This is a genomic window from Thiorhodovibrio litoralis (assembly GCF_033954455.1).
In the GTDB taxonomy this organism is placed as follows: Bacteria; Pseudomonadota; Gammaproteobacteria; order Chromatiales; family Chromatiaceae; genus Thiorhodovibrio; species Thiorhodovibrio litoralis.
In genome coordinates, this window is the sequence record NZ_CP121473.1 from 337,952 (window position 1) to 363,268 (window position 25,317).

Annotated in this window: 26 protein-coding genes and 1 pseudogene; 4 read left to right on the top strand and 23 right to left on the bottom strand. The window is 61.9% G+C overall.

The window, feature by feature from the left end; translation table 11 throughout:
* Window positions 1–66: 66 nt before the first annotated feature.
* From Thiosp_RS01590 to Thiosp_RS01600, 3 genes are all read left to right on the top strand, one after another.
* Window positions 67–555, top strand: coding sequence for a flagella synthesis protein FlgN (locus Thiosp_RS01590; protein ID WP_201069041.1), 489 nt, complete (start codon window positions 67–69; stop codon window positions 553–555).
* Window positions 556–670: 115 nt separating this feature from the next.
* Window positions 671–2,185 (top strand): flagellar hook-length control protein FliK, encoded by a 1,515-nt coding sequence (fliK, locus tag Thiosp_RS01595; protein WP_201069040.1) that lies wholly within the window; start codon window positions 671–673, stop codon window positions 2,183–2,185.
* The gene (locus Thiosp_RS01600; RefSeq protein ID WP_201069039.1) at window positions 2,182–2,517 is read left to right on the top strand and encodes an EscU/YscU/HrcU family type III secretion system export apparatus switch protein; all 336 of its coding nucleotides are present in this window, start codon (window positions 2,182–2,184) and stop codon (window positions 2,515–2,517) included. The genes fliK and Thiosp_RS01600 overlap by 4 nt, the downstream gene beginning before the upstream one ends.
* Here the strand turns inward: Thiosp_RS01600 and Thiosp_RS01605 are convergent, their stop codons facing one another.
* From Thiosp_RS01605 to Thiosp_RS01700, 20 genes are all read right to left on the bottom strand, one after another.
* Complete coding sequence (locus tag Thiosp_RS01605; RefSeq protein ID WP_201069038.1) at window positions 2,518–2,955, bottom strand: DUF2802 domain-containing protein; 438 nt, start codon at window positions 2,953–2,955, stop codon at window positions 2,518–2,520.
* An 87-nt stretch (window positions 2,956–3,042) separates the two neighbouring features.
* Complete coding sequence (locus Thiosp_RS01610; protein WP_201069037.1) at window positions 3,043–3,528, bottom strand: chemotaxis protein CheW; 486 nt, start codon at window positions 3,526–3,528, stop codon at window positions 3,043–3,045.
* A 158-nt stretch (window positions 3,529–3,686) separates the two neighbouring features.
* Window positions 3,687–4,619: a flagellar motor protein MotD gene (motD, locus tag Thiosp_RS01615; RefSeq protein WP_201069036.1), complete on the bottom strand. Its 933-nt coding sequence runs from the start codon at window positions 4,617–4,619 to the stop codon at window positions 3,687–3,689.
* Complete coding sequence (locus tag Thiosp_RS01620) at window positions 4,616–5,359, bottom strand: flagellar motor protein (protein ID WP_201069035.1); 744 nt, start codon at window positions 5,357–5,359, stop codon at window positions 4,616–4,618. Before Thiosp_RS01620 ends, motD begins: the two co-directional genes overlap by 4 nt.
* A gap of 10 nt (window positions 5,360–5,369) precedes the next feature.
* The gene (locus Thiosp_RS01625; RefSeq protein WP_201069034.1) at window positions 5,370–6,479 is read right to left on the bottom strand and encodes a protein-glutamate methylesterase/protein-glutamine glutaminase; all 1,110 of its coding nucleotides are present in this window, start codon (window positions 6,477–6,479) and stop codon (window positions 5,370–5,372) included.
* Window positions 6,480–6,482: 3 nt separating this feature from the next.
* On the bottom strand, window positions 6,483–8,780 hold the full coding sequence (locus Thiosp_RS01630) for a chemotaxis protein CheA (RefSeq protein ID WP_201069033.1): 2,298 nt from the start codon (window positions 8,778–8,780) through the stop codon (window positions 6,483–6,485).
* A 52-nt stretch (window positions 8,781–8,832) separates the two neighbouring features.
* Window positions 8,833–9,603 carry a protein phosphatase CheZ gene (locus Thiosp_RS01635; protein WP_201069032.1) on the bottom strand — a complete coding sequence of 257 codons (771 nt, stop codon included), beginning with the start codon at window positions 9,601–9,603 and terminating at the stop codon, window positions 8,833–8,835.
* An 88-nt stretch (window positions 9,604–9,691) separates the two neighbouring features.
* A complete protein-coding gene (gene cheY / locus Thiosp_RS01640; RefSeq protein WP_201069031.1) occupies window positions 9,692–10,078 on the bottom strand; it encodes a chemotaxis response regulator CheY in 387 nt (128 codons plus the stop codon).
* Window positions 10,079–10,151: 73 nt separating this feature from the next.
* Window positions 10,152–10,907 carry an RNA polymerase sigma factor FliA gene (locus Thiosp_RS01645; protein WP_201069030.1) on the bottom strand — a complete coding sequence of 252 codons (756 nt, stop codon included), beginning with the start codon at window positions 10,905–10,907 and terminating at the stop codon, window positions 10,152–10,154.
* 169 nt (window positions 10,908–11,076) lie between these two features.
* On the bottom strand, window positions 11,077–11,901 hold the full coding sequence (locus tag Thiosp_RS01650) for a MinD/ParA family protein (protein WP_201069029.1): 825 nt from the start codon (window positions 11,899–11,901) through the stop codon (window positions 11,077–11,079).
* A complete protein-coding gene (gene flhF, locus Thiosp_RS01655; protein WP_201069028.1) occupies window positions 11,888–13,189 on the bottom strand; it encodes a flagellar biosynthesis protein FlhF in 1,302 nt (433 codons plus the stop codon). Before flhF ends, Thiosp_RS01650 begins: the two co-directional genes overlap by 14 nt.
* Window positions 13,190–13,270: 81 nt before the next feature.
* Entirely contained in the window at window positions 13,271–15,373 is a 2,103-nt protein-coding gene (gene flhA / locus Thiosp_RS01660) for a flagellar biosynthesis protein FlhA (RefSeq protein WP_201069027.1), read from the bottom strand.
* Window positions 15,373–16,524, bottom strand: coding sequence for a flagellar biosynthesis protein FlhB (gene flhB, locus Thiosp_RS01665; protein WP_201069026.1), 1,152 nt, complete (start codon window positions 16,522–16,524; stop codon window positions 15,373–15,375). The genes flhA and flhB overlap by 1 nt, the downstream gene beginning before the upstream one ends.
* A gap of 123 nt (window positions 16,525–16,647) precedes the next feature.
* Window positions 16,648–17,421, bottom strand: a complete 774-nt coding sequence (gene fliR, locus Thiosp_RS01670; RefSeq protein WP_201069247.1) for a flagellar biosynthetic protein FliR — start codon at window positions 17,419–17,421, stop codon at window positions 16,648–16,650.
* Window positions 17,422–17,523: 102 nt separating this feature from the next.
* The gene (gene fliQ / locus Thiosp_RS01675) at window positions 17,524–17,793 is read right to left on the bottom strand and encodes a flagellar biosynthesis protein FliQ (RefSeq protein WP_201069025.1); all 270 of its coding nucleotides are present in this window, start codon (window positions 17,791–17,793) and stop codon (window positions 17,524–17,526) included.
* A gap of 62 nt (window positions 17,794–17,855) precedes the next feature.
* The gene (fliP, locus tag Thiosp_RS01680; protein ID WP_274607980.1) at window positions 17,856–18,656 is read right to left on the bottom strand and encodes a flagellar type III secretion system pore protein FliP; all 801 of its coding nucleotides are present in this window, start codon (window positions 18,654–18,656) and stop codon (window positions 17,856–17,858) included.
* A complete protein-coding gene (gene fliO, locus Thiosp_RS01685; protein ID WP_323696798.1) occupies window positions 18,653–19,183 on the bottom strand; it encodes a flagellar biosynthetic protein FliO in 531 nt (176 codons plus the stop codon). Before fliO ends, fliP begins: the two co-directional genes overlap by 4 nt.
* Window positions 19,180–19,731, bottom strand: coding sequence for a flagellar motor switch protein FliN (gene fliN, locus Thiosp_RS01690; protein ID WP_201069024.1), 552 nt, complete (start codon window positions 19,729–19,731; stop codon window positions 19,180–19,182). Before fliN ends, fliO begins: the two co-directional genes overlap by 4 nt.
* A gap of 90 nt (window positions 19,732–19,821) precedes the next feature.
* Window positions 19,822–20,799 carry a flagellar motor switch protein FliM gene (gene fliM, locus Thiosp_RS01695; protein ID WP_201069023.1) on the bottom strand — a complete coding sequence of 326 codons (978 nt, stop codon included), beginning with the start codon at window positions 20,797–20,799 and terminating at the stop codon, window positions 19,822–19,824.
* A 33-nt stretch (window positions 20,800–20,832) separates the two neighbouring features.
* Window positions 20,833–21,339: a flagellar basal body-associated FliL family protein gene (locus Thiosp_RS01700; protein WP_201069022.1), complete on the bottom strand. Its 507-nt coding sequence runs from the start codon at window positions 21,337–21,339 to the stop codon at window positions 20,833–20,835.
* Window positions 21,340–21,656: 317 nt separating this feature from the next.
* On the opposite strand from Thiosp_RS01700, the gene Thiosp_RS01705 reads away from it, so the two are divergent.
* Complete coding sequence (locus Thiosp_RS01705) at window positions 21,657–22,928, top strand: AI-2E family transporter (RefSeq protein WP_323696799.1); 1,272 nt, start codon at window positions 21,657–21,659, stop codon at window positions 22,926–22,928.
* Window positions 22,929–22,967: 39 nt separating this feature from the next.
* On the opposite strand, the pseudogene Thiosp_RS01710 reads toward Thiosp_RS01705, so the two are convergent.
* The 3 genes and pseudogenes from Thiosp_RS01710 to panB all read right to left on the bottom strand — a co-directional run.
* A pseudogene (locus tag Thiosp_RS01710) lies at window positions 22,968–23,375 on the bottom strand (HdeD family acid-resistance protein); the annotation flags it as partial.
* Window positions 23,376–23,505: 130 nt separating this feature from the next.
* Window positions 23,506–24,366, bottom strand: a complete 861-nt coding sequence (gene panC / locus Thiosp_RS01715) for a pantoate--beta-alanine ligase (RefSeq protein WP_201069020.1) — start codon at window positions 24,364–24,366, stop codon at window positions 23,506–23,508.
* A 144-nt stretch (window positions 24,367–24,510) separates the two neighbouring features.
* Window positions 24,511–25,308 (bottom strand): 3-methyl-2-oxobutanoate hydroxymethyltransferase, encoded by a 798-nt coding sequence (gene panB / locus Thiosp_RS01720; protein WP_201069019.1) that lies wholly within the window; start codon window positions 25,306–25,308, stop codon window positions 24,511–24,513.
* Window positions 25,309–25,317: the final 9 nt, after the last annotated feature.

Below are 25,317 nucleotides of genomic sequence, written 5' to 3' on the forward strand. Positions count from 1 at the left end.
TCAAAGTGAGCCTATACGTGAAACAGCAGCTTCATCCTCCGGGGATGACGCACCATGGACGTTAGCATGTCACAGCATCACAACTTTCTGCATGCACTCGATCACTCGATCGATCTCGCGGGCCAGCTCGAGAAGCTGCTGCTTGAGGAAACCGCCACGCTCGATGGCCGTGACCCTGAGCATCTGCAGGCCTTGGTGGAAAATAAGCAACGGGTGCTTGAGCAAATTGAACAAGCCACTGCGGGCTTGCAGCAGATTGTCGAGGCCGCCGGTCACACGTTCACCGCCGACGGCATGGACGCTTTTCTTAAGGATGGCGAGCCGACAGCGGCAGAGCACGAAACCGCCACCGTCGGCTGGAAGCGGCTGCGCGAACTCGCGGCCAGTTGCGAGCTGATGAACCGCACCAATGCCCAGGCGATCGAGCGCGGTCGTCAGCGCGTCGCCACCGCGCTGAAGTTAATCCGCGGCGAGGATGACAACGGCAATACCTATTCGGCACAAGGGCATTCGCAGTCCGGCACCGTGCTCGGTCGCACCCTGACCCAGGCCTGACGCGCTCTGTGGCATCCCCACGTCTCGCCCGTTCGCCACCGCCCTTTCAGCACTCGGGCGGGGGTGTGCGAGAACCTGCTCCCGCAATCTGCTGCGATGGTGATCGGGTTTTGCGATGACAGAGCCCAGCCAGATCAACACCGGCGCCAACACCGGCGCGCAGTCGGCGCGTGTTGCCGATGCCACGCGGACCGCGCGTGCGGCGGTCGATCAGGCGCGCGAAAGCACCCGCGTGGCACTTGGCTCGCGCGTCGAGGTGCAGGTGAAAGCGGTGCAGAGATCGGGTGAGATGGAGGTGCGGCTGCGCACCCAGGGCGAAGGCGGCCAGTGGTCGCAGAACATGCGTGTGGGCGTGACCGACAGCCTGCGCCCGGCCCTCCTGGACGCGCTGCGCTCGCTTGCAGCCAGTCAGGGACGGGGTGCCACGCTGAACGCCGAGGTGACCTCCCTGACGCCGCGGATCATGCTGAGGCTGTTGCTGCCCAGCGCCGACGGCGCGCCCGGCACCAAGGCCTGGTTCAACGCCCAACTGCGCAATCATCTGCCCGGCGCCCAGCGTTTGGCCACGACCTTCGCCGATTGGAGTCGCGGACTGCGCGAGGCGGGCAGCGAGCGCCCCGCGCAAGTGCAGAGCGCGCAGAACCAGGCGCTAAACCAGTCGGTCAAGCAACTGCTTGATCGCCTCGCGAGCCCGCGCGAACTGACTGACCCCGCGCGCCTGGCCGAAAGCCTGCGAAATTCAGGTGTCTGGCTCGAGGCTACCCTTGCCCGTGCCGGCGCCGCTCCTGCTTCACACCAAGCGCTAGATGCGGATTTGAAAGCACAATTACTGCGTTTGGCTGAACAAGTGCGCGCGCAGCAAGCAGCTAACCCAAAGCCCGGCCAACCCAAAAGCGCTCAACAAGCGGAAACCAAAGCAGGGCAACCCAGTGCTGGATCGCCAGCACAAACCAAAGCAGGCCAGGCCGCTGCTGGATCGCTAGCGCAAACCAAAGCAGGCCAATCCGCTACCGCATCGTTAGCCCAAACCAAAGCTGGTCAGCTCGATACCGCAACATTAGCCCAAAGTAGAGCTGGTCAGCCTAGCAACCCAACACTCGCCCAAAGCAAGGCTGACCCCCAAGCCCCGCAACAACGCGCCGCCGACATGCAGATGGCCGGCGCGGATCGCCTCGCGCAGCTCTCAACAGGACTGTCGCGCGAGGTTGACGGTGTGCTCAAGCAGTTGGTCACGCTGCAGCTGCAAAACGCCGAAAACGGCCCGGACCAGCAGCGTTGGGCGCTTGAGTTGCCATTTCGGACCGGTGCCGGATTATTGACGCTGGATGCCGACATTCAGCGGGAGGCGGATCAGGACCGTGATCAGGGCGAGAACTGGAGCATGCAGATTCGCCTCGACCTGCCGGTGCTTGGGCCGCTGCTGATTCGCCTCAGTCTCAGAGATAGCCGCCTGCACGGGAGTCTGGTCGCTGAGCAGAGCGCCAGTGCCGAACTGCTGCGCGAACGTCTGCCGGAGCTGCGTGCGCAGCTTGAAAGCCGCGATCTCGACATCGGCAGTTTGCACGCGCGCGAAGGCAACACGCAGAGCAAGCCACCCGCGCGGGCGCCGCTGTTGCGGGAGCAGGCATGAGCGAGGAGTCCCGACAAGCGCACCAGCGCGCAAATCAAAAAGCGGTTGCCCTGCGCTGGGACCGCGAGCATGCCCCGCGCATCACCGCAACGGGCACTGGCCTGACGGCCGAGGAAATCCTGCGCGTTGCCGATGAGCATGGCATTCCCTTGCAGCAGGACCCGGCGCTGACAGAGGCTCTGGCGCAAATCCCGCTGGGTGAAGAGATTCCGCCCGCGCTCTATGTTGCTGTCGCCGAGGTGCTGGCCTTTGTCTTCATGCTCGCGGGGATCGATCCGCGTCAGGATCAAGCCAAGGATGATTCAGTCGTTGCCGAGTCCCAGCCTTCCTGATCAGCCTTCCTGATCGCCGCCCTGGCCAAGGGCGACGCCCTGTCCGTGCAGATTGAACAGTAAATCGACTTCCGATTCGGTCAGTGAGCACAGTTTGCGCACCTCAGAACGGGGCTGTCCGTGGCGAATCAGCTGGATCGCCTGGGTGTAGGGGCTGCCGTCCGCATCGCGCAGGCGCATCTCTAGACGCGTCTGCTGGTTGACCTCGCCGATGCGCTCGATTGCCCGACGCACGCTGACGAGATCCTCGCGATGGGTGACGGCCTCACCGGAGAGCACCCTCACAGCGCCCTGAATCGCCAGCAAGGTCTGGGTTTGCTGCTCCTGCAACTGCTGCATCTGCATCAGGCGCCTGCGCAAACCCGCCAGCGCCAGCAGTGCCAGCAAGGCGATCCCGGAGGCCAGAAGCGTCAGAATGTCGGCGGTGGCGATAACCATCTTTTAGCCTGAATGATCAGGATACGGGCGCGAAGTGTTAGCAATCACGAGCATTTGCGCTGGATCAAGACGCGCCGGTGGGCTGGGCTAGATGTTGCGCACCAGTTCCCATTCCTCATCCGAGAGCAGTTTTTCCAGGCTGACCAGTATAGTGAGCCCGTCCGGACTGCTGTACACGCCGAGAATGAAGCGGCTGTTCTGATCGTTACCAACCGCTGGTGCTGGATCGATGTCTTTGGAGGTAATCTGCACAACCTCCGCCACCGAATCCACCAGGATACCCACGTTCTGGTTGTCGACATCAATGATGACGATGCGCGACTGCTCCGTTGCATCATGGTCTGGCAGCCCCATGCGTCGACGCCCGTCGATAACGGTCACCACATCGCCGCGCAGGTTAATGATGCCGAGAATGTAATTCGGCACCCCGGGTACCGGGGCGATCTCGGTGAGCTTCAGCACCTCCTGCACCTGCAGCACGTCGATGGCGTAGGTTTCCTCGGCCAGACTGAAGGTGACAAAAGAAGAGGAATCGTGGGACGCGGCATCTTGGGCCTTTTGTGGCTCGGTCATGTCTTTTCACTCCCGTTAAACAGTGCGGCATTATGCGGATTGTTCGGCCTTAGTGCCAACCGGGCGCTGCGCAGTCCCTGGTCAAGGCGCCTGCCCTCGGCCACTGTGGCGCGATTGCCCCGTCAATTCACCTCAAGGCCCCGGCTTACGTCGGGCCTCTATCGGGCTTCCATCGGCGCCCGAGAATCGGATCTCAGCCGCTCGGGGGCGTGGTTCCCGTCCAATCCGTCATCGGTCGCGCTCGGCTGGGGCAGAATCATAACGGTAACCCGGCGGTTTTGCGCCCGCCCGGCGGCGGTGGCGTTGCTGGTAATAGGCGCGAATTCTCCATACCCCATGGCCACCATGCGCCGCGGGTCGACTCCCTCGCGGGCAAACAGATGTACTACGCTGGCTGCGCGCGCTGAGGACAGCTCCCAGTTTGAGGGAAAGGTCTCGCTGGCAATTGGCACGTTATCGGTATGGCCTTCCACATGAATCCGCACCGGACGCCCGACAAGGGTGTCTGCCACATCTGCCAGCACCGGGCGGGCACTTGCGGCGAGGGTGGCTGACCCGCTGGGAAATAACAGCTGAGTGTTGATCTGAATCTCGAGCCAGTAAGCCTCGCGCTTGACCTTAATCACATCGTCGCGAATCAAATCCTTGAGCGAGGTTTCCAGCTGATCGGCAATATCGGCAATCGCAGAGAGCCGATCGTCGGGCTGAGGTGCGGCTAACGCCTCATTCGCCGCGGGCGTGGCGGGTGCCTGCGCCTCCACGCGCGCATCCGTTCGCACCGGCGCGATCTCGCCCGTGGGCAGATCAGCCAGCCCAAAGTAAATTTCGAGCGGTGCCACGGTGCGCGCCTGCGCATCGGCAATCTCACTGGCATCGTACCCCACCTCCCCGATCTCGATCGGACGCCCGGAGCCCGCATTCCCAAAGGCCTCGACCATGGAATCAGACAGGGCATGGAACTTCCCGGCGTCCACCGCCGAGATGGCGTACAAGACGACGAAAAACGCCAGCAGTAGCGTCAACAGGTCGGCATAGGGAATGGCCCAGGCCTCGTGATTGCGTTCATCGGACTCGCGTCTGCGATTGATCATCGCCCAAGATAACCGCTGAGCTTGGTCTCGATGGTGTATGGGTTCTCGCCCGCGCCAATGGCCACCAGCCCTTCGAGTAGCATGCTCTGATAACTGGTGCGGGCGTGCACGATGCTCTTGAGCTTATTGGACGCTGGCAGGAATAACAGGTTGGCAAAGCCGATCCCATAGATGGTTGCGACAAAGGCCGCCGCGATGCCTTGACCCAGACGCGAGGGATCACCCAGATTTTGCATGACCGCCATCAGGCCCATGACCGCACCGATAATGCCGAGGGTGGGCGAGTAGATACCCATGCTCTCAAACACCCGCGCGGCCTGGATGTCGAAGGATTCCGCATGCTGCAGGTCCGATTCCAGCACCTCGCGCAATGCTTGCGGATCGGTCCCGTCCACCAGCAATCCCAGCGCCTTGCGCACGAAAGGATCGGCTTCTTTCTCCACCGCCGGCTCGAGTGCCAGCAGGCCATCCTTGCGCGAGAGGTGCGACCAGCTGACGATGCGCTTGAACATCCGCTCGGCATCCAGCTCCGGCGGCCGGAAGACCCAGGGGAAAATCCGCATGGCATGAAAAAAGGCGACCGGGCGCGAGTTGACCAGGGTCGCCGCCAGGGTGCCCAGCACGACGATCATAAAAGCCGCCAGATTCCACAGCGCGGCCAGGCCGCTACCCTTGGCGACGGAGCCGCCGATTACCGCGAACAGTCCAAGTGCCAGGCCGATGATGCTCAGCGCATCCATGTTGCCAGCCTCAGCAGAACCCCTTGACCAGCGCTGGTCCCACCTCCGCAAGTGCCAGAATATTGTCGGCCAGACCCGCATCCACAACTGCCGCAGGCATGCCATACACCACGGATGAAGCCGCATCCTGCGCCCAGACTTTTGCCCCCAGGGCCTTCAGCGCTCGCGTACCTTCGCGCCCGTCTGCGCCCATGCCGGTCAGCACAACCGCAAGCACCTGGCCGCGCAGCACTCCCACGGCCGACTGAAAGCTGATATCGACGCTCGGCTTGTAGATGGTGCCAGGCGGGCTGTCGGTGATCTTGATGCGCGGGGCAGAGCCACCTTCGAGCACCATCTGCATACCGCCCGGCGCGAGTAACGCCAAGCCAGGTTTGAGCATGTCGCCGTTGGCTGCTTCGCGCACCTCGATCTGGCACAGCTTATTCAAGCGCTCGGCAAAGGCCGGCGTGAAGCTGGCCGGCATGTGCTGAATGAGTACGATCGGCAGCGGAAAGCTTTTGGGCAGGTGCTTGAGCACTTCCTGCAAGGCGACCGGTCCGCCGGTGGAGGTTCCGATCAACACCGCGCGGGCCGATTTGAGCGTGCCGGGATTGATGTCCGCCGCCTTGGTCCCTTGTGGCGCCGGACGCGCACCGGCGGTGGTGGCGCTCGTCGCTGGGCTGGGCGTGGTTGGAGTACCTGCCGGCGGTCTCGCGGTGGCAGCGGCGGACGGACGCACGCGACTTCGCGCCAGGGTGCGCACGCGCCGGCGCAGCAGCGCCTTGGCGCTATCCTCGTCGCCGGCCATCTCGTTGAAGCGCTTGGGCATAAAGTCCATGGCCCCGGCATCAAGCGCGTCCAGCGTCGCTTGCGCCCCATCAGTGGTCAGGGTCGAGAACATGAGAATCGGGCACGGATTGTCCTTCATGATGTGGCGCACCGCCGTGATGCCGTCCATCACCGGCATCTCGATGTCCATGGTGACCACATCTGGCTTTACTTCCTTGACGACCTTGATCGCCTCTTGCCCGTTTGCTGCCATCCCCACGACTTCAATGCCTACATCAGCATTGAGAATCTCGGCAATGCGTCGGCGAAAAAAGCCGGAATCGTCAACCACGACAACGCGACACGACATGAATTAAATCTCCGCTACGACTGCCCGGCTGTGCGCGCCGCGGCTGGTAAGTCCGCCCTTGCCCATGGTGCGCATGAGCTCGGGAATATCCAGAATCAGAGCAATGCCGCCATCGCCGGTGATGGTGGCACCAGCAAGCCCCGGTACGCCGCTCAAGCCCAGCCCCAGCGGTTTGATGACAACTTCCTCCTGCCCGACCAGGCCGTCCACGACCAGTCCGACCTTGCGCTGACCAACGTGAACCACCACGACATGCGCTTCCGCGCTCGCCGTGATCTGCGCATCCGGGCGCACCCAGCGCCCGACATAGACAAGCGGCAGGGCGTGCTTGCGCACCATTATAGTCTCCTGGTCGTCGACGAAATGGCTCTTGGTCAGGTCCAGGTCGAGAATCTCCGAGACCGACGCGAGCGGGATGGCAAAGCGGCGCCCGTCGAGGATCACCATGAGTGCAGGTAGAATTGCCAGCGTGAGCGGCAAACGCACCTGCAGGCTGGTACCACGACCCAACTCGGAATCGATCTCAACGGTGCCGTTGAGCTGGGCGATGCGGGTCTTGACGACATCCATCCCAACGCCGCGGCCGGAGACGTCAGAGATTTGCTCCTTGGTGGAGAAACCGGCCATGAAGATCAGGTTGAACGCTTCGCGGTCGGGCATGCGCTCGGCCATCATCGGGTCGAGCAGGCCTTTTTCGACGGCTTTCGCGCGCAGCACGTTGGCATCCATGCCGCGGCCGTCGTCCTCGATGATGAGCGCGATATGATCGCCCTCCTGGGCCGCCCCGAGCACAACCTTGCCTTTGCGTGGCTTGCCCTTGGCCACGCGATCCTCCGGCGACTCAATGCCATGATCGACGGCGTTGCGCACCAGATGGACCAGTGGGTCGGCCAGCGCCTCGACCAGATTCTTGTCGAGATCGGTCTCTTCGCCGAAGGTCTCGAGGTCGATTTCCTTGCCCAGGTTGCGGGCCAGGTCACGGATCACGCGCGGGAAGCGGCCGAAGACCTTCTTCACCGGCTGCATGCGGGTTTTCATCACCGCGGTTTGCAGATCGGCCGTCACCAGCGCCAGCGAGCCGATGGCCTTGGAGACCTCGTCATCACCCATCTGCGAGCGCAGCATGCTGAGTCTGTTACGCACCAGCACCAGCTCACCGACCAGATTCATGATCTCATCAAGACGATGCGTATCGACCCGCACAGAGGTCTCGGCGGGCGGGTTGGCGGCGTTGCGCGAAGCCGCCTTGGCGGGTGCCGCGCTGTCGTCCGCGGCAGGCTTGGCCTCCGCGCTTGCCGCAGCCGGCTGGGCAGCCTGAGCTGGGGGAGCCGCTGCTTCCGCCGGCTTGGGCTGCGCGGGCGCAGGTTGCGTAGCACTGCTGGCCGACTGAGGCGCCGGTTGGGCGCTTGGCTGAGCTGGCGGCGCTTCAACTGCCGGCAGCTCGGCTGGATCAGGCTCGGCTGGAGCTAATTCGGCTAGGGCGGGATCAACAGGAGCAGGCTCAACGAGCGGCGGCGCCTCAACGGGCTTGGGCGGTCCGCCGGCACCGTGGAGTTGATCGAGCAGCGCCTCAAATTCGTCGTCAGTAATGGTATCGCCCCCGCCCGCAGCTGGTGGTGGGGGGGCTTTCGGCGCTGCCGGGGGTGCTTTTGGTGCTGCCGGTGGCGCACTGGCATGCTCGCTGCTGATCGCATCGAGCAGATGATCATATTCCGCCTCGGTCATCATCTCGCCGCCGGCGGCAAGCGGACTCTCCCCGGCGTCCGCTTCCTGTGCCGGCTCTGGTTTGGGCTCAGGCTGTTCAACCGGAGGTGGTGTCGGCTGCTCAGCTGGCTCGGGGCTCGCAGCAGGAGGTGCTTCGGCCGCCGGCTCGGCGGCTGGGGTGGATGCAGTCGCGGGCGGGCTGGAATCGCCGGGCACGGCGAGCTTATCGAGGTCCCCGAGCAAGGCGGCGGGAGCGGGGTCCGGGTCCTGGCCGGACTTGATGTCGTTGAACATGACGTTCAGCACATCGAGTACGCGCAGGATGGTGTCCATCAGGAAAGCGTCGATGCGCTTTTCGCCGTTGCGCAGCAGGTTGAAAATGTCCTCGGCCCGATGGCAGACTGCCACCATGGAGTCGAGGCTCAGGAACCCGGCGCCCCCCTTGATGGTGTGGAAGCTGCGAAAAACGGCGTTGAGCAATTCCCGGTTGTCTGGTTCCTGCTCAAGGTCGATCAGCTGCTCGTTTAGTCCCTCGAGCAGTTCGCCGGCTTCAACAAGGAAATCCTGGAGAATTTCGTCATTCGGGTCGATGGCCATGACCGTTACTCTTGCTGATGAAGCGCATGCGCGTCTGTGATGTCAGGCGGCGTCAGAAGCCGAGACTCGAGAGCAGGGCATCGACATCGTCCTGGCTGGACATGACTTCAGCCTCTGCATCCTTGGTGTTAGGCACGGCCGGTCCCTGAGCCGCGAGCGCGTCGGGCTCGGCGACCGCAGTCGTCGCTGACTGGTGAATTTTGTCGGGCTCCAGGCGCGCGCCGGAGAGGCGCACCAGGCCAACCAGGTTGCCCTCAACCTCTTGCACCAGTTTGATGACGCGCGCGATGATCTGACCGGTCAGGTCCTGGAAATCCTGCGCCATCATGACCTCGGACATCAGACTACCCATGCGCTTGGTTTCCGCCGTGGCATGGTGCAGAAAGTCATCGAGTTCGTGCGTGAGGTCGCGAAACTGCTCCACGCTCAGCTCGCGGCCGCGGAACTTGGTCCAGCTCTCGGCAAAGCGTGCGGATTTTTCATGCAACGCCTCGGCGATGGGCAGCCCTTCATCAACCGCGTTCAGGGTGCGGTGCGTGGCTTGTTCGGTCATGGTGATGACGTGGTTCAGACGCTCCTTGGCATCCGGAAACTCCGACTGCGTAAGCTCGATCAGGCGGGAGTCGTCGCGAAAACCGCGCAGGGCCTCGTGGAGCTCGCGGGTGAGGCGCCCGAGTTCCTCGAACAGCTCGCGCTCATAGGGGGCACCCAAGCGCTGGATGGTCAGCGCGGCTTCATCGGTTTGGCCGGATTCGAGTTGTTCGATCAGCAGCCGCGCCAGCTCAAGCTGGTGCTCGTTTAATTCTTCTTGCTGTTGTGACATAGTCCTGCCGTGCCGCGCTGACCTGGTTGGCGGTGCCCGTTTGGCGGCGTGAGGGTTGGCGGCCTAGAGCTTGCCCCTGGAAACCGTCTCAGCCTTGAAGACGCTCAAAGATTTTTTCGATTTTTTCCCTGAGCGTTTCCGCAGTGAAGGGCTTGACGATATAGCCGTTAACTCCTGACTGCGCGGCCTCCATGATCTGCTCGCGCTTGGCCTCGGCGGTGACCATCAACACTGGCAAGGTCTTGAGACGCTCGTCGGCGCGAATAGCCTTCAGCAACTCAATGCCTTGCATGATCGGCATGTTCCAATCGGTCACCAGGAAGTCGAAGTCGCCGTTTTTGAGCATCGGCAACGCGGTACTGCCATCGTCGGCCTCCATGGTGTTGTTGAATCCGAGCTCGCGCAGGAGATTCTTGATGATGCGACGCATCGTGGAGAAATCATCCACGATGAGAATTTTCATGCCTTTATCCACTTTCAGCTCCAAACCAACTCGATGAGTGATAATACGAAGATCGTAAGACCCCCGTCAGCCGATCAGCATCGGCTTATTTGTCCGATTCACCGGCACCGACCCACTCCTGCAGACGAGCCCTGAGCCGGTGGACGGACTGACTGCGTATCTGACACACGCGGGATTCTGTAATACCCATGACGGCACCAATCTCGCGCAAATTCAATTCCTCATTGTAATAGAGCGCCAGCACCAGCCGCTCCTTCTCCGGCAGACTGGCCAGGGCCTCAGCCAGCGCATCGCGAAACGCATCGCGCTCTAGCGAATCGACCGGGGTCGAGCCATCAGCCGGCAGCAGACGATCATGATCGCGATCCTGACCGAAAAGCTCATCCAGCCCGAGCAAATGCACACCGGCATTGTCCTGCAACATGCCATGGAATTCATCCAGGCTGACATCCAACTCGGCGGCAATCTCGCGGTCGCGCGCGGCGCGTCCTTCGCGCGCCTCGACGCTCTGAATGGCCACGGCCATCCGCCGGCTGTTGCGATGCACCGAGCGCGGCGCCCAGTCGGCCCGCCGCAACTCGTCGATCATGGCGCCGCGAATGCGAATTCCGGCATAGGTGGCAAAGGTGGCCCCCTGCCCGCCCTGGAATTGACGCGCCGCTTCGATCAGGCCAATCATACCCGATTGAATCAGGTCGTCGACCTGAACTGACGCCGGCAGCCGCGCCATGAGGTGATGCGCGATACGGCGGACCAGGTCAACGTGCTCGCTCACGAGCTGCTCTGGCGACTGCGCGTCCGCATCGCTCTGATAGCCCTGCAAGGGTCGCTTCGCGGTCATGACGGATGCAAGATCACGCCTCCCTGATATTCAACTGGCCTGATATTCATCGGGCCTGATATGCAACTGGGTAATCGACTCGATCGGCCGTCGCTCGTGGCCCGATAAATGGTCTGACAATAGGCCACAGGGTTAAGGGTAGCCGCCACACAGAGACTGCGCCAGTCACTCAGGCCCGCTCGAGCATGCGCTCGACAAAGAAACTGAGACCGCCGCTGCCGCTGCGCGCTGTTTTCCATCCGTCGACGCGCCGTGCCAGCTCGCTAAAAGCGCGGCCGGAGGGGCTTGACGGGTACAGGCTCACCACCGGCACGCGCTTCTGCACCGCCCGGCGCAAGTGCTCATCGAGCGGAATGGCTGCGGAGACATCCACCACCACCTCGGGCAAATATTGCGTCAGCACGGTTGTGAGCTTTTGCGCCAAGCGCCGAGCCGCCTCGGCGCTGGCGACCATGTTACAGACCAAGCGGAAGCGGCGCAGCCCATGATCTTGGTATAGCACCTTCATTAGTGCGTAAGCGTCTGTCATGGAGGCCGGCTCGTCACAGACAACGACCAGCACCTCCTGCACCGCTTTGCAGAAGCTGGTGACGGACTCCTGCACGCCGGCGGCGGTATCGACGATCAGCACATCGAGCGGGTCGCGGTAGGAGCTGAAGGCGCGAATCAACCCGGCATGCTCGGTCGGGGTGAGATTGGCCATGGAAGCGATACCCGAGGCCGAGGGAACCAGCAAGATGCCCTCGGGGCCTTCGACCAGCACGGCTTTCAGATCCTCCACCTCGCCGTTGACCAGATCGTGCAGCGTGCGCTGGGGGCGCAGGCCAAGCAGCAAATCGGCATTCGCCAGGCCCAGGTCGGCATCGAACAGCATGACGCGACGACCAAGCCTGGCCAGTGCCACGGCGAGATTAACCGAAACATTGGTTTTGCCAACGCCACCCTTGCCGCTGGCGATGGCGACGATTTTCAGCCCGGAGTCATAGGCCGACATGAGCGCTTTTCCTGAATGGAACCACCGACTCGAGGATCATACCCTGATCCTGCGGGCCAAGGCGATCAGCAATGGGTGCCGAGCCCAAGGGGCGGGCTGTCACGCGCTCGCCCGCAGTGCGTTCCGCCGACGCGCGGATGGAGGAAGTGCGCGCGAAAGTGCTCCCGCGCAGAGGCGTTTCGCGCAGGGCCAGTCGCGTCAGATAGAGGGTGTCGATCGTATGGAAATGCTCGCCCAGCCCCTGGCCGTCGCTGTAAAAAGCAAGCCCGAGGCGTTGCTCGAGCAGTACCGAGAGCGTTTCGCCAAGCTGTTCGGCTTCGTCCACCTTAGTCAGCACCAGGGCACTCGGCGCACTGCCCTGGAAGGCTTGCAGCACCTGCCGCAGTACCCGTCCTTGATGAGTCGCTGCAATCACCAGCCAGGTTTTCAAATCGACCTCGGAGCGCACCTGCGCGAACAGCCGTTGCTCGGCCACATCGCGCGCGGCCTGTCCGGCGGTGTCGATCAGCACCAGGCGCCCGTCGCCGGCACGCACCGAGAGATCGGCCAATTCGCGCTCGCTCTCAAGCAGCATCACCGGCACGCCAGCCATCTGCCCGAAGGCTTGGAGTTGCTTGTAGGCGCCCAAACGCTGACGGTCGAGCGTCACCAGGCTGACGGCGTCGCGTCCCATGCGCCGGATCTGGCGCAGCGCAAGCCGGCTGATGGTGGTGGTCTTGCCCACGCCAGTCGGCCCGACCAGTGCCAGCATGCCGCCATGTTCAAGGATGTCGGGCTGCTCGGTGGCGAGCGCCGAGGACAGCCGCGCGCGCACGCGCGACCAGGCGGTTTCGACATTGGTATCTTCAGGAATGCCGCCGGTTACGCTGCGCGAGAGCTTCTCGTTGAAGCCGCACTCGGTCAGGCCGGCGACCAGCTCCGCCGCAAGCGGATGCCGCGCGGCCCACTGCGCGCTCTCGCTGGCGCCATTCTGCTGGACCAGCAAATGGCGCAGATCGCTCAGCTCGCGGCGCATGGCATCAAGCTCGGGATCGACCGGACCCTGACCGCGCGCGCTATGGTGACCTTGGGTGCGCGCACCGTTGCGTCGGGATGCGCTAGCTTCGCGGCTTTGCGCGCTCACGCGTGTTGGCTCGGCTGGAGCTCCGTCATGATCGAGCGCCGCGACGATTTCGAGCATCCCTTCCACCCGGCGACTGGAGAGAATCACAGCGTCAGCGCCCTGATGCTCACGCACCTGGCGCATTGCATCGCTCATGTCCTTCGCTCGATACCGCCTGACATTCATCTGTGTTCTCCATTAAGCTCAAAAAGTTTTCAAGCTCTCAAGGGCCGTATCAACAGGCCCTTGGATAGTGTTTGGTTGTCTTCAGGCCGCGCGTGCCTCGTTCTGTCCCACGGTCGCGACCACCCGGATGCGCCTGTTGTCCGGAATCTCAGTAAAGGCGATCACTGTCAGATTCCGCACCGCGCCGCGCAACCAGCTCGAGATCCAGGAGCGGATTTCCGGCGCCACCACCAGGACCGCCGGTGCGCCTTCGACCTCCTGTCGGCGGGCCGCATCTGCCACGGACCGCTGCACCCGCTCGGCCAGGCTGGGCTCGATCCCGATGGTCTCGCCCTGACTGGTCTGAAGTGACTTATGCAAGAGCTGTTCCAATGAGGGGTCGAGCGCGATCAGCGGCAGCTCTTCGCTAGGGCCGATCAGGTCCTGCACGATGGAGCGCGCCAGCGCGACGCGCACGGCGGCCGTTAATGTGTCGGGATCCTGACTCGTCTGCGAGCGTTCCGCCAAGGTTTCGGCGATAGTGCGGATATCGCGGATGGACACCTGCTCGGCGAGCAGATTCTGCAGTACCTTGAGGACCGCACCAAGGGAGAGCTGCTTGGAGAACAGGTTCTCGACCAGCTTGGGCGAACGCCGCCCGAGTTGATCGAGCAGATGCTGGACTTCTTCGTAGCCGATCAGCCGATAGGCGCTCTCGCGCAGCACCTGCGACAGATGGGTGGCGATCACGGTCGCGCCATCGACCACGGTGTAGCCGGCGCCTTGCGCGGCATCGCGGTCGGAGGGATCGATCCAGAGCGCGTCGAGGTTAAAAGTCGGGTCCTTGGTCGGCGTGCCCGGGACCTTGCCGAACACCTGCCCGGGGTTGATCGCGAGCTCGCGGTCCGGGAAGACCTCGGCACTGGCGACATTCACACCCAGCAACGCAATGCGGTATTGGTTCGGGCCAAGCTCCAGGTTGTCGCGAATGTGCACCGGCTGAATCAAGAAGCCCAGCTCCTGCGACAGCTTGCGACGCACGCCCTTGATGCGGCCCATCAACTGGCCGTCCTGACTGCGGTCGACCAGCGGAATCAGCCGGTAGCCGACCTCCAGCGCCACCAGATCGACCGCCGGCACATCCTCCCAGGACAGGTCGCGCTGCTCGGGTGAGGGCACGTCGACTCCGGGTGGCAGCGCTGCCTGAGCGTCAACGGCTTCTAGCTCGCGCGCGCGGCGGCTGATCTGATACCCAGCCCCTGCGAACATGCTCGCAAGCCCCAAGAACACCATGTTGGGCATGCCGGGAATCAAGCCCAAAATACCAATGATCCCGGAGGAGACATAAAGCACCTTGGGGTTCTGGAACAGCTGCTTGCTCACCTGGCTGCCCATGTCCTGCGCGGTGGAGACGCGGGTGACGATGAGCGCGGTCGCGGATGACAGCAGCAGTGACGGCAATTGGGCAACCAGACCGTCGCCGATGGTCAGCAGCACGAAGTTGGATGCGGCGTCGCTGAACGTCATGTCGTGCTGCGTGGTACCGATGATCAGCCCGCCAATAACGTTGATGAACAAAATCAGAATGCCGGCGACGGCATCCCCGCGCACGAACTTGCTGGCGCCGTCCATCGAACCGTAGAAATCAGCCTCCTGGGCAATCTCCTCGCGCCGCGTGCGGGCGGTATCCTGATCGATCAGACCGGCATTGAGGTCGGCGTCGATTGCCATCTGCTTGCCAGGCATGGCATCCAGGGTGAAGCGGGCGCTGACCTCAGATACGCGTCCGGCGCCCTTGGTGACCACCACGAAATTGATAATGACCAGAATGGAGAACACCACCAGACCGGCGGCGAAGTTACCGCCGATGACGAAATCACCAAAAGCCTGCACCACGCGCCCGGCTGCACCTGTACCGTCGGCACCATTGAGCAGGATCACCCGCGTCGAGGCGACATTGAGCGCCAGGCGCAGCAGGGTGGCGACCAGCAACACGGTCGGGAAGATGGCGAACTCGAGCGGTCGCGGGGTGTAGATCGCGACCATGATCACGACCAGCGACAGCGCGATGTTGAAGGTAAAGAGAATGTCCAGAATGAAGGGCGGTAGCGGCAGCACCAACATAGACAATAAGGCCATAATGAGCACGGGCGCGCCAAGCCCGAAGCCGCGCAGGGATTGCAGTCTTTCGGCGATGGTGGCCATCAGTGTGCCCTGCGCGCACGGCGCGCCGAGGTCGGATCGAGATACTCCTCAGGTACCGGCAGGTCGTGCGGCATGCTCGGGTGCGTATTCGGGCGCTTAAGCTGATAGACATAGGCCAGGATGCGCGCCACGGCGACAAAAAGTCCGCCGGGGATTTCCTTATTTAGCTCGGTGGTGAAGTAGATCGCGCGTGCCACCTTAGGCGCTTCCACGGTGGTAATCAGATGCTCCTCGGCCAGCTCGCGAATCTTGAAGGCCACATCGTCAACGCCCTTGGCCAACAGCCGCGGCGCGCTCATGGCGCCCGGCTTATAAGAGATTGCCACCGCATAATGGGTCGGGTTGGTAATGATGACGTCGGCCTTAGGAACTTCGGACATCATGCGCCGTTGCGCCATCTCCATTTGCATCTGGCGGATTTTCCCTTTGACCTCGGGCTTGCCTTCCGTCTCCTTGTGCTCGTCCTTCACCTCTTGCAGCGTCATCTTGAGCTGCTTGTTGTGGTTCCACAGCTGAAAGGGTACATCGATCAGGGCGATCAGAATCAGCACCGCGGAGACCATCAAAAACACCCAGGCCGCCAGATGGGCGGAATGAATAATCGCTTCCTTGACCGGCTCCTCGCCCAGCATCAGAACCTCGTCGACGATGGTGGAAAGCACCATGGCGGCAACGCCGCCGACCAGTAAAAACTTACCAAGCGCCTTGCCAAGCTCCATCAGGCCGGTGGGCGAGACAAAGCGCTTCATGCCCTTTATCGGGTTGAGCTTGCTGAATTTCGGCTGCAGTGCTTGTGACGAGAAATTGGCACCGCCGATGATCACTGGCCCGATCAAGGCGGCCACCGCTAGCAAACCGAGCAGCGGGGAGAGATTGAGCAATGCGCGGCCGAACTGTTCGCCAAAGTAGGCGGGAAGTACGGCAGGATCAAACAGCATGTCGCGCTCAAGCGTCAGGCTGTCGGCGAACTGATTGGCCATGCCGATGCCCAGATAGGAGCCGAACAGCAGCATGAAGGTGCTGGCCACAATCAGCTCAATGACGGTATTGAGCTCCTTGGAGCGGGGAACCTGGCCTTTCTCGCGTGATTCGCGGACCCGTTTGCCAGTGGGTTCTTCGGTTTTTTCTTGGCCGTTTTCGTTTTCGGCCATGTTCGTTCTCCAGCAGCCTGTGTCGGTCCGGCCATGTCGTTGCGCGATCTTTTGCTGCGATCGCCAAGCCGAGTGCGCGCGCCGGGGCGGCCCAGGACTTGACTCGCGAGCCTTCGGTTGCGATCAGAGTCCAATCAGGCGCTGGATCAACTCAAAGCCCAGTGTCAATAACTCGCCTAATCGGGCAAAAACGCTCGGCAGCAAAATACTGAGAAGCACAAAGCCGGCCAACATCATGACCGGAAAGCCCACCGCAAAAATATTGAGCTGCGGCGCGGTGCGCGCCACCACACCCATGGCCAGATTGACCATCAGCAGCGAGGCAACGGCTGGCAGCGCGATCAACAAGGCACCACTGAACATGGTGGTACCAAAATTCAGCAGCGTCCAGAAATCGTCCGGCACCAGACCGCCGACGCCGATCGGCAGACTGGAAAAGCTCAGCAGCAGCATCTCAAGCAGCACCAGATGGCCGTTCATGGCCAGGAACAGCAGGGTGGCGATGATGACGAAAAACTGCGAGACGATGGGCACTTGCACACCAGCAGCCGGGTCAACCACCGAGGCAAAGCCAAGTCCCATTGACAGCGCCACGCTCTCGCCCGCCTGGGTCAGGGATGAAAACACCATCTGTAGTACAAAGCCCATGGCGATGCCGATCAGCACCTGCTGAATCGCAATGACCAACCCCTGCATGCTGAGCACGTCGATCATCGGCGGGGCTGGCAACTGGGGTGCGATCATCAAGGCCAGCAGCAGGCCAAAGCCGATGCGCATTCTGCCATTGACGCCGCGGGCGCCGAAGATCGGCGCCACCAGCAGCATGGCGCTAATGCGCACGAAGGGCCAGATCACCGACAGGGTCCAGCTCATGATCTGATCGGCTGTGATGCTGATCATCGCGCTTGCGCAGGCCAGACATGCCGACTGCCGAGGGTCATGGTCGCGCTCACGCCGAGAAATGAATCCTTGCATTCATTGTCTCTGAGCGCGGCCATCTCAGCCCAACAGCGAGGGAATGCTGTCGTAGAGTCCGGTGGTGTAGTCGGTAATGGTCGCCAACATCCAGTGGCCGGAAAAGAGCATGGCGGTAAAGACGCCAAGCAGCTTGGGGATGAAGGTCAGCGTCATCTCTTGAATCGAGGTCGCGGCCTGGATCATGCCAATCAGTACGCCGACGGCCAGACCTGTCAGCAGGGGGGGCGTAGCCAGCAATAACAGCACGGTTCCCGCATCTTTTCCGACATCGATCACCATTTCCGGAGTCATTGGATTTGCCTCTCAGCGCTTGTTGAATTGGGTTGACGTTGTGCTTGCTTGGAAGGTGATGCTCAGCTGTAAAAGCTGCGTGCCAGGGTGCCCATGATCAGCGACCAGCCGTCGATCAGCACGAACAGCATGATCTTGAACGGCAACGAGATAATCATCGGCGAGAGCATCATCATGCCCATGGACATGAGCACACTGGCGACGACCATGTCGATGATCAGAAAAGGAATCAGGATCAGAAAGGCAATCTGAAATGCCGTCTTGAGCTCGCTGGTAACAAAGGCCGGCACGAGCAGGTTGAGCGGAATGGCGTCCGGGCTATCAAAGCCGTCGATACCGTTGATGTTGGCAAACATCGCCAGATCGATCTCGCGGGTTTGCGCCAGCATGAAGGTCCGCAGCGGACCGACTGCCGTGCTCAGCGCCTCTTCGGTGCCGAGCTCTTCGTTCATGTAGGGCACGATGGCGTCGCTGTAGATGTCCTGAAACACCGGTCCCATAATGAACAGCGTCAAGAAGAGCGCGAGTCCGAGCAGTACCTGATTGGAGGGCGTCTGCGTGGTCCCCAGGCCCTGGCGCAGAATGCCAAGGACAATCACAATGCGCGTAAAGGAAGTCATCATGATCAGCGCCGACGGCAACAGCGTCAGCAGGGTCATGATGATCAGCACCTGCAGCGTGATCGAGTAAGTTTCCCCGCCGTTCGGCCCAGTGGTGACCGTCAGGGCGTTCAGGCCGCCGGTCTGTGCCCAGGACTCAGGCGCGAACAGCAGGCAGGTCGTCCCGGCGGCGAGAGCCAGCAGGGTGATCAAGCCGGCTGTCGGTCCGGTGCGCGATGGATTGGGGGTTTGGATCGGGCTCATGCGTCTGTGGTCTTGCTCATCTGCTTGCGCAGCAGAGAAGCAAAATCGACGCCAGCTTTCTTTCCAAGCGAAGGTTCCGATGCGGAGGGGGATTTCAGCGGTTTCTCAAGCCGGTGCAGGGCGCGCATGCCGGTCGGGGAGACCCCGATCAACACCTGCTCCTCGCCGACCTGCACGAGCATCAACCGCTCGCGCGTGCCGACGGAGCGAACCGCCAGAATTTCGATCGCTCGCGGGAGTCCCCTGCTCGAGGTGCCAGAAAACCGACGCATGAACCAGGCAAACACCAGAATGGCGATCACCACGAACGCCAGCCCGCCGATAAGCTGCGCCAAGTACCCCCCGGAGCCATAGCTGGCGCCGGCGAACTGACTGGCCGCAGCGGCGGCCTGCTCGCTCGCCGCAGGCGTTTGTGCAAAGAGCGCGTCCAGGGTTGCGAACTGGGCAGCCAACAGCAAGGCCAATTGACCGACCAGCCGCGAAGCGCCCGCGCGGAGCCGGCGTTGGCCGTAGTGTGCGGGTGTCACTTGTTGATCTTCCTGATGCGCTCGCTGGGGCTGATAACATCGGTCAGGCGAATGCCGAATTTTTCATTCACCACCACCACCTCGCCATGTGCAATCAGGGTGCCATTGACCAGCACGTTCAGCGGCTCACCGGCGAGGCGGTCGAGCTCGACCACCGAGCCCTGGTTGAGCTGCAGCAAGTTGCGGATTGGAATCCGGGTGCGGCCAATTTCCATCGAGATGGTGACGGGAACATCCAGCACCATGTCGAGATTGACCGCATCAACACCATCGGGCACCGACTGGGCGAATTCCTCTGGCTGCATGGGTGTCGCGGCGCCCGGATCGCCGCCGCCACCCAGCCACTCTGGGCTGCGCGGGTCGGAGCTGCCGCCGCCAGGGGCGGCCGCCGCCATCGCGGCATCGACATCGGCCTGCGCGTCACCGCCGCCTTGTTGCTCTTCATGCCGCTGCTCCTCGAGCGCTGCGGCCCAGTCGTCGGCCGCGGATTGGTCGTTGCCACCGTCCTCCGCATCCTCGACAACCGCGTTTTCCTTGTCCTCGCTCATGAATCAGGGCTCTTCTGGTTGGTTGGCTGCCTTGGCATTGGAACTGCCCTCCAGGCATTGGAACTTTGGCCGGGCCTGACGCCAGTGGCGTCAGCGATGCAGGATTTCCTCAATTTTTATCGCGTTCTGACCATTGAGGGTGCCGTACTTGCCGCGAAACAGTGGCACATCCTCCACGTTCAAGATCACTTGCTCCGGCAGATCGACAGGAATGATGTCGCCCGCGCGCACCCGCAGCAATTCTTCGACGCTCAATGTCGCCTCGGTCAGCATGGAGCTGATCTCGACCTCCGCGACCTGGACTTCTTCCTGCAGGGCCTTGAGCCAGCGCTGGTCAACCCCCGAGCGGTCCGATTGCAAGCCCGTATCCAGATGCTCGCGAATCGGCTCGATCATGGAGTAGGGCAGGGTGACGTGCAGATTGCCACCGCCGCCGTCGAGATCGATGTGGAAGTCGTTGATGACCACGATCTCGGTGGGGCTGACGATGTTGGCGAACTGCGGATTGACCTCGGAGTTGATGAACTCGAATTTCAGCTCCATCACGGGCTCCCAAGCTTTCTCCATGTCGCGAAAGGCCGTGTTGAGCAGATTCTGGATGACGCGCATTTCCATGGGCGTGAAATCGCGCCCTTCGATGCGGGTGTAGAAGCGCCCGTCGCCGCCGAAGAAGTTATCCACCAACACGAACACCAGCTTCGGGTCGAACACGAAAAGCGCTGTTCCATGCAGAGGGGCTACGCGCACCAGGTTCAGGCTGGTCGGCACGAACAGGGAATGGACATAGTCCGCGAATTTGGTCAGCCGGGTGCCGACCACGGAAATCTCCGCCGAGCGCCGCAGCAGATTGAATAGATGCACGCGCAGGTAACGGGCGAAACGCTCGTTGATCATCTCGAGCGTCGGCATACGCCCGCGGACGATACGCTCCTGAGTTGCGAAATTGAACGACCGCGCCTCGCCGTCGGTGGGGAAGTCCTCGCTCTCCGTATCAATGTCGCCGCCATCAACACCGTGTAACAGGGCGTCGATTTCATCTTGGCTGAGGATGTCGGTTTGCTGGGCCATGGCGCGCGGTCTCTTAAGATCAGACGATAGGCGTCATTGCATGACGATCTCGTCGAAAAACACATTCTCTATTCCGGCGGGAGAGCCGGTGCGGACCAAAATTGCGGTGACGGTTTCATGCACCTGCTCGCGCAACTTTTCCTTCCCCTCGGGCGTGTTGAGCTCTTCGAAGGACTGGTTGCCGAACAGCACGAGCAGATCATTGCGAATGATCGGCGTATGCAGCTGCAACGCATCAATGACGGCCTGATTCCGGCTAGCCAGCACCACATTAACCCGCAGGTGATTGGCCGGCTCATCGGGCGCCAGCGTCGCAGTGACCGGCTTGTCGAGGCGGTAGTAGATCAGGGGCGAAGGGCCGAGCTCCTGCTGCTCCGCCACCGCAGCTTCCTCACCTCCTCCGCGCAGCAGGAAAAACCAGGCTGCCGCACCACCACCCCCAAGCAAGAGCAATACCACTAAAATAATGACAATCAGCTTGCTCTTGTTGGCGCCGCCCTGGGCGTCCGCTGGTTCCTTTTTTGCCGGTTTCTTTGCCATTGTCGCTTCACCCTGGTTGTTCGCCCGCGCCGCGATGGACTCATCGGACAAGCGCACTCTTTGGCGATGAGTTTAACAAAACTGCTTGAGAGAGGATGGCCGGCACGGCAATTTTTGACGCGCTCCGCACGGTCGGCTTGCTACCATCGCTGCCGTCCAAGTCGCGAGCGCTGCAGCCGTGGCCTGCGCGCCGGTTTCTGGCATAGAATCCGCGCTGACAACAAGATCGCACCGCATGCACTCCGGGCACGGCCCGGGTGGGGGATCGCGCGCCCAACCCGGCAGGATCGGCAGGGCACAAACAAAGCAGGCCGCCAATGAGCAAAGACCAGATCAATAATCTGACCATTCTGCTGATGACGCTTGGCATCAGCGCGCTCTTTTTAAGCATGATCCATCAGTTTCTGATGGTGATTTTCCTCTCCGGGCTGTTCAGCGCGCTGGCGCGGCCCTTTTACCTGCGCTTCGACCAGTTGTTTGGCGGTCGGCGCCATCTGGCGTCGCTGGTGACCCTGCTGGCAATGGTTTTCATTATCCTGATCCCGCTCACCAGCCTGATCGGCGTTGTGGTCGCGCAGGCCATCGACGTCAGCCAGTCTGTCACGCCCTGGGTGAAAAAGCTTAGCGAACCCGGTGTTTTTGCCGCTAAGCTCGAGCATCTGCCGTTCTACGACGAGCTCGGACCTTACCGCGAGCTGCTGATTTCAAAGGCCGGCGAGGCGGTCAGCATCGTCAGCAAATTTTTGGTCGGCGGGCTGTCCTCGCTGACACTGGGCACCGCGAATGTGATCTTCATGGCTTTCGTGATGCTCTACACCATGTATTTTCTGCAAATGGACGGCGACAAGTTGGTGGAGAAAATTCTCTACTACCTGCCGCTCAAGAGCAGTGACGAGCATTTGATGCTCGACAGGTTCACCTCGGTTACCCGCGCCACGCTCAAGGGCAGCCTGCTGATCGGTGCCGTGCAAGGCACGCTGGCCGGTATCGCCTTTGCCGTCGCCGGCATCGATAACGCCGTTTTCTGGGGCACCGTGATGGCGGTGCTTTCCGTCATCCCAAGCGTCGGCTCGGCCCTGGTGTGGATTCCCGCTGTGATTCTCCTGATCGTTCAGGGCCAGATGGTCAGCGGCATTCTGCTGGCGCTCTTTTGCGGTCTGTTCGTCGGCAGCCTGGACAATTTCCTGCGCCCGATTCTGATCGGCAAAGACACGAAAATGCACGAGCTGATGATCTTCTTCGGCACCCTGGGCGGCATCATGATGTTCGGCATCTCGGGAATTTTCATCGGCCCGCTGATTGCCTCGCTCTTCATCACTGTGTGGGACATGTATGGCACCACCTTCAGGCACCTGCTGCCAGCGGTTGAGTGGACGCCCTCAGTGCTGCCCATCGGCCGGCGCAAGCCGGCCGATGGAGACGACAAGGAGCGGTCGGCCTCAGCTGACTCTCCCCTTGGCCGCGGCCCGCGCCGCGAGCGCGACGAACACATAGGACCAGCCGTTGAAGATCAGCTCCACGGCGACGAAGAGTCCGATGACCCAAAGTCCAGAGGTGGGCCACTGAGCGATGATCAGGCCGCCAAGTAGCAGCGAGATCACACCTGAAATCAGTGGCCAATACCACCCGCTGGACGGGCGCAGCTGAAAGCTCATCAGCAGCCTCATGATACCGACCGCGATCAGTACGGCGCCCAGCATCAGTGTCAAGCTGACGGCCGTGACTTGAGGATACAGAACGATCATCAGCCCACCCGCCACATAAAGCAGAGCGATAAGCACATGAAACAGAATGCTGCGCCAACCGCGGCATTTAATCGCCTGTAGCAATTGAAACACTCCGCCAACAATCAGCAAGGTGGCAAAGAAAAGCACGCTCGCCTCTGTCAGCAGGAAGGTCAGGCTCAGCCCCAAGGTGCCTAGCACGATGGAAAAAAGCCCGAAAGCGAGCAGCCATCCCCAGTGCTTTTCCAATTCGCCGAACAGTTCCGGTGGAATGACTGCTCCGTTTGGCGCGGTTTGATCTTCAGTCGCCATTTTGTTTCTCCAATTTTGGGTTGATATTACAAAACAACACGAATACTCATCGCGTTGCGTGTCGGACAGTATAGTGGCAGTTCAAGTCGCGACTGAGCCTTGCGCGGACGCTGCGCTCGCGCTTGCGCCGTCAAGTTCTTGCAGCAGGCCGCTGTAGGAGCAGATTATCGATCAGACGGGTGCTCCCAAGATAAGCCGCGACCAGGATGACCAACGCGGCATCGCACGGCTGCGCAGCGCCAAGATCGTGCGCGCGCCGCACGCTGAAATAGTCCGTGTTGAATCCGACCGCGTTCAGTGCCCGCTCGCCCTCGGCTTCAGCCGCCGCTGGGCTGCACCCATCGCGCAGGGCTTGTGCGGCCTGCTGGAGTTGCCGGTAGAGCGCTGGCGCAGCAACCCGCTCGGCATCCGAGAGATAGGCGTTGCGCGAACTCAGCGCGAGGCCGTCGACTTCCCGTACCGTGGGGCCAGAGAGAATCTCAATCGGTAGGTTGAGATCCCGCACCAGTCGGCGGATGACAACCAGTTGCTGAAAGTCTTTCTCGCCGAAGATCGCTATATCTGGCTGCACGGCATTGAAGAGTTTGGTCACAACTGTTGCGACCCCGTCGAAAAATCCGGGTCGGCTCAGGCCGCAGAGCATGTCTGAAAGCCCGGGAACATGCACCCGTGTCTGCCCCTCGCGCCCGTCGGGATACATTTGCGCATCCGCTGGAGCAAAGAGTGCATGCACGCCGCGCGCATTGAGCAGCTCGCAATCGCGTTCAAAGGTGCGCGGATAGCGGTCGAAGTCTTCATTGGGGCCGAATTGCAGCGGATTGACGAACAGGCTCACGATGACACGGTCGGCGCAACTCAGCGCCTGAGCAACCAGCGACAGATGTCCGTCGTGCAGCGCTCCCATGGTTGGCACCAGCGCGATGCGCTGACCTGCACGGCGCCAATCGGCTACTTGCGCGCGGGTGGCGGGTATTTTCGTGAAGATTTCCAACGATCGCGTTCCTCAAATCACCTTACCGCTCATGCTCCTGGCCGGCCCGGACAATGGCTCGGTGAGATTCGCGGCAAAGGCACTGGACTTGATGATCGGCAAGCGGAGCGGCAGCATTTGCTACCACTGCCAGGGCCAAAGCCGTCAAAACAGCGTCTGTTCCGGTCCCGGAAAGGCCCCGCACTTCACTGCCGTTAAATAGGCGTCGACCGCACCGCGCAGCCCTTTGTCTTGGCCGGTCAGGAAATCCCGACTAAAGCGCGGCTGCGTGCCCGCCCCCAGCATGTCGTGCAGCACCAGCACCTGCCCATCGCAGTCGGGACCAGCGCCGATGCCAATCACCGGCAGGCTGAGGCTCTGGGTCAGCTCTGCCGCCAATTGCGCTGGTACGCACTCCAGCACCAGCATGGCAGCTCCGGCCTGCTCGAGCGCCAGCGCCTCGGCGCGAATCCGCTCCGCCGCCGCGGCATCGCGCCCTTGATAACGGTATCCGCCGAGCCTGTGCACCGACTGCGGCAGCAGGCCGAGGTGCGCGCAAACGGGCACGCCAAAATCACTCAGCGAGCGGACGCAATCGAGCATCCTCGGTTCGCCGCCCTCCAGTTTGATCATGCGGGCGCCACCTTCGCCCATCAGCCGGCGGGCGCTCTCAAGCGTCTGTGCCGGCGTGGTGTAGCTCAGAAAGGGCAGATCGGCAATCAGCAGCGGGCCGGAGGTGGCGCGCGCGACGCAAGCGGTGTGATACACCATGTCATCGAGCGTGACCGGCAGCGTACTGTCCTGACCCTGAATCACATTGCCCAGAGAGTCGCCCACCAGCAGCACATCGACCCCGGCCTGCTCCAGCAGCCGCGCGAAGGTCGCGTCGTAACAGGTCAGGCAGGCAATCCGCTCACGCTCGCGCTTCATGGTGGCGAGGCGTCTCAGAGTCATGGGTTCCATGGCTAGCAG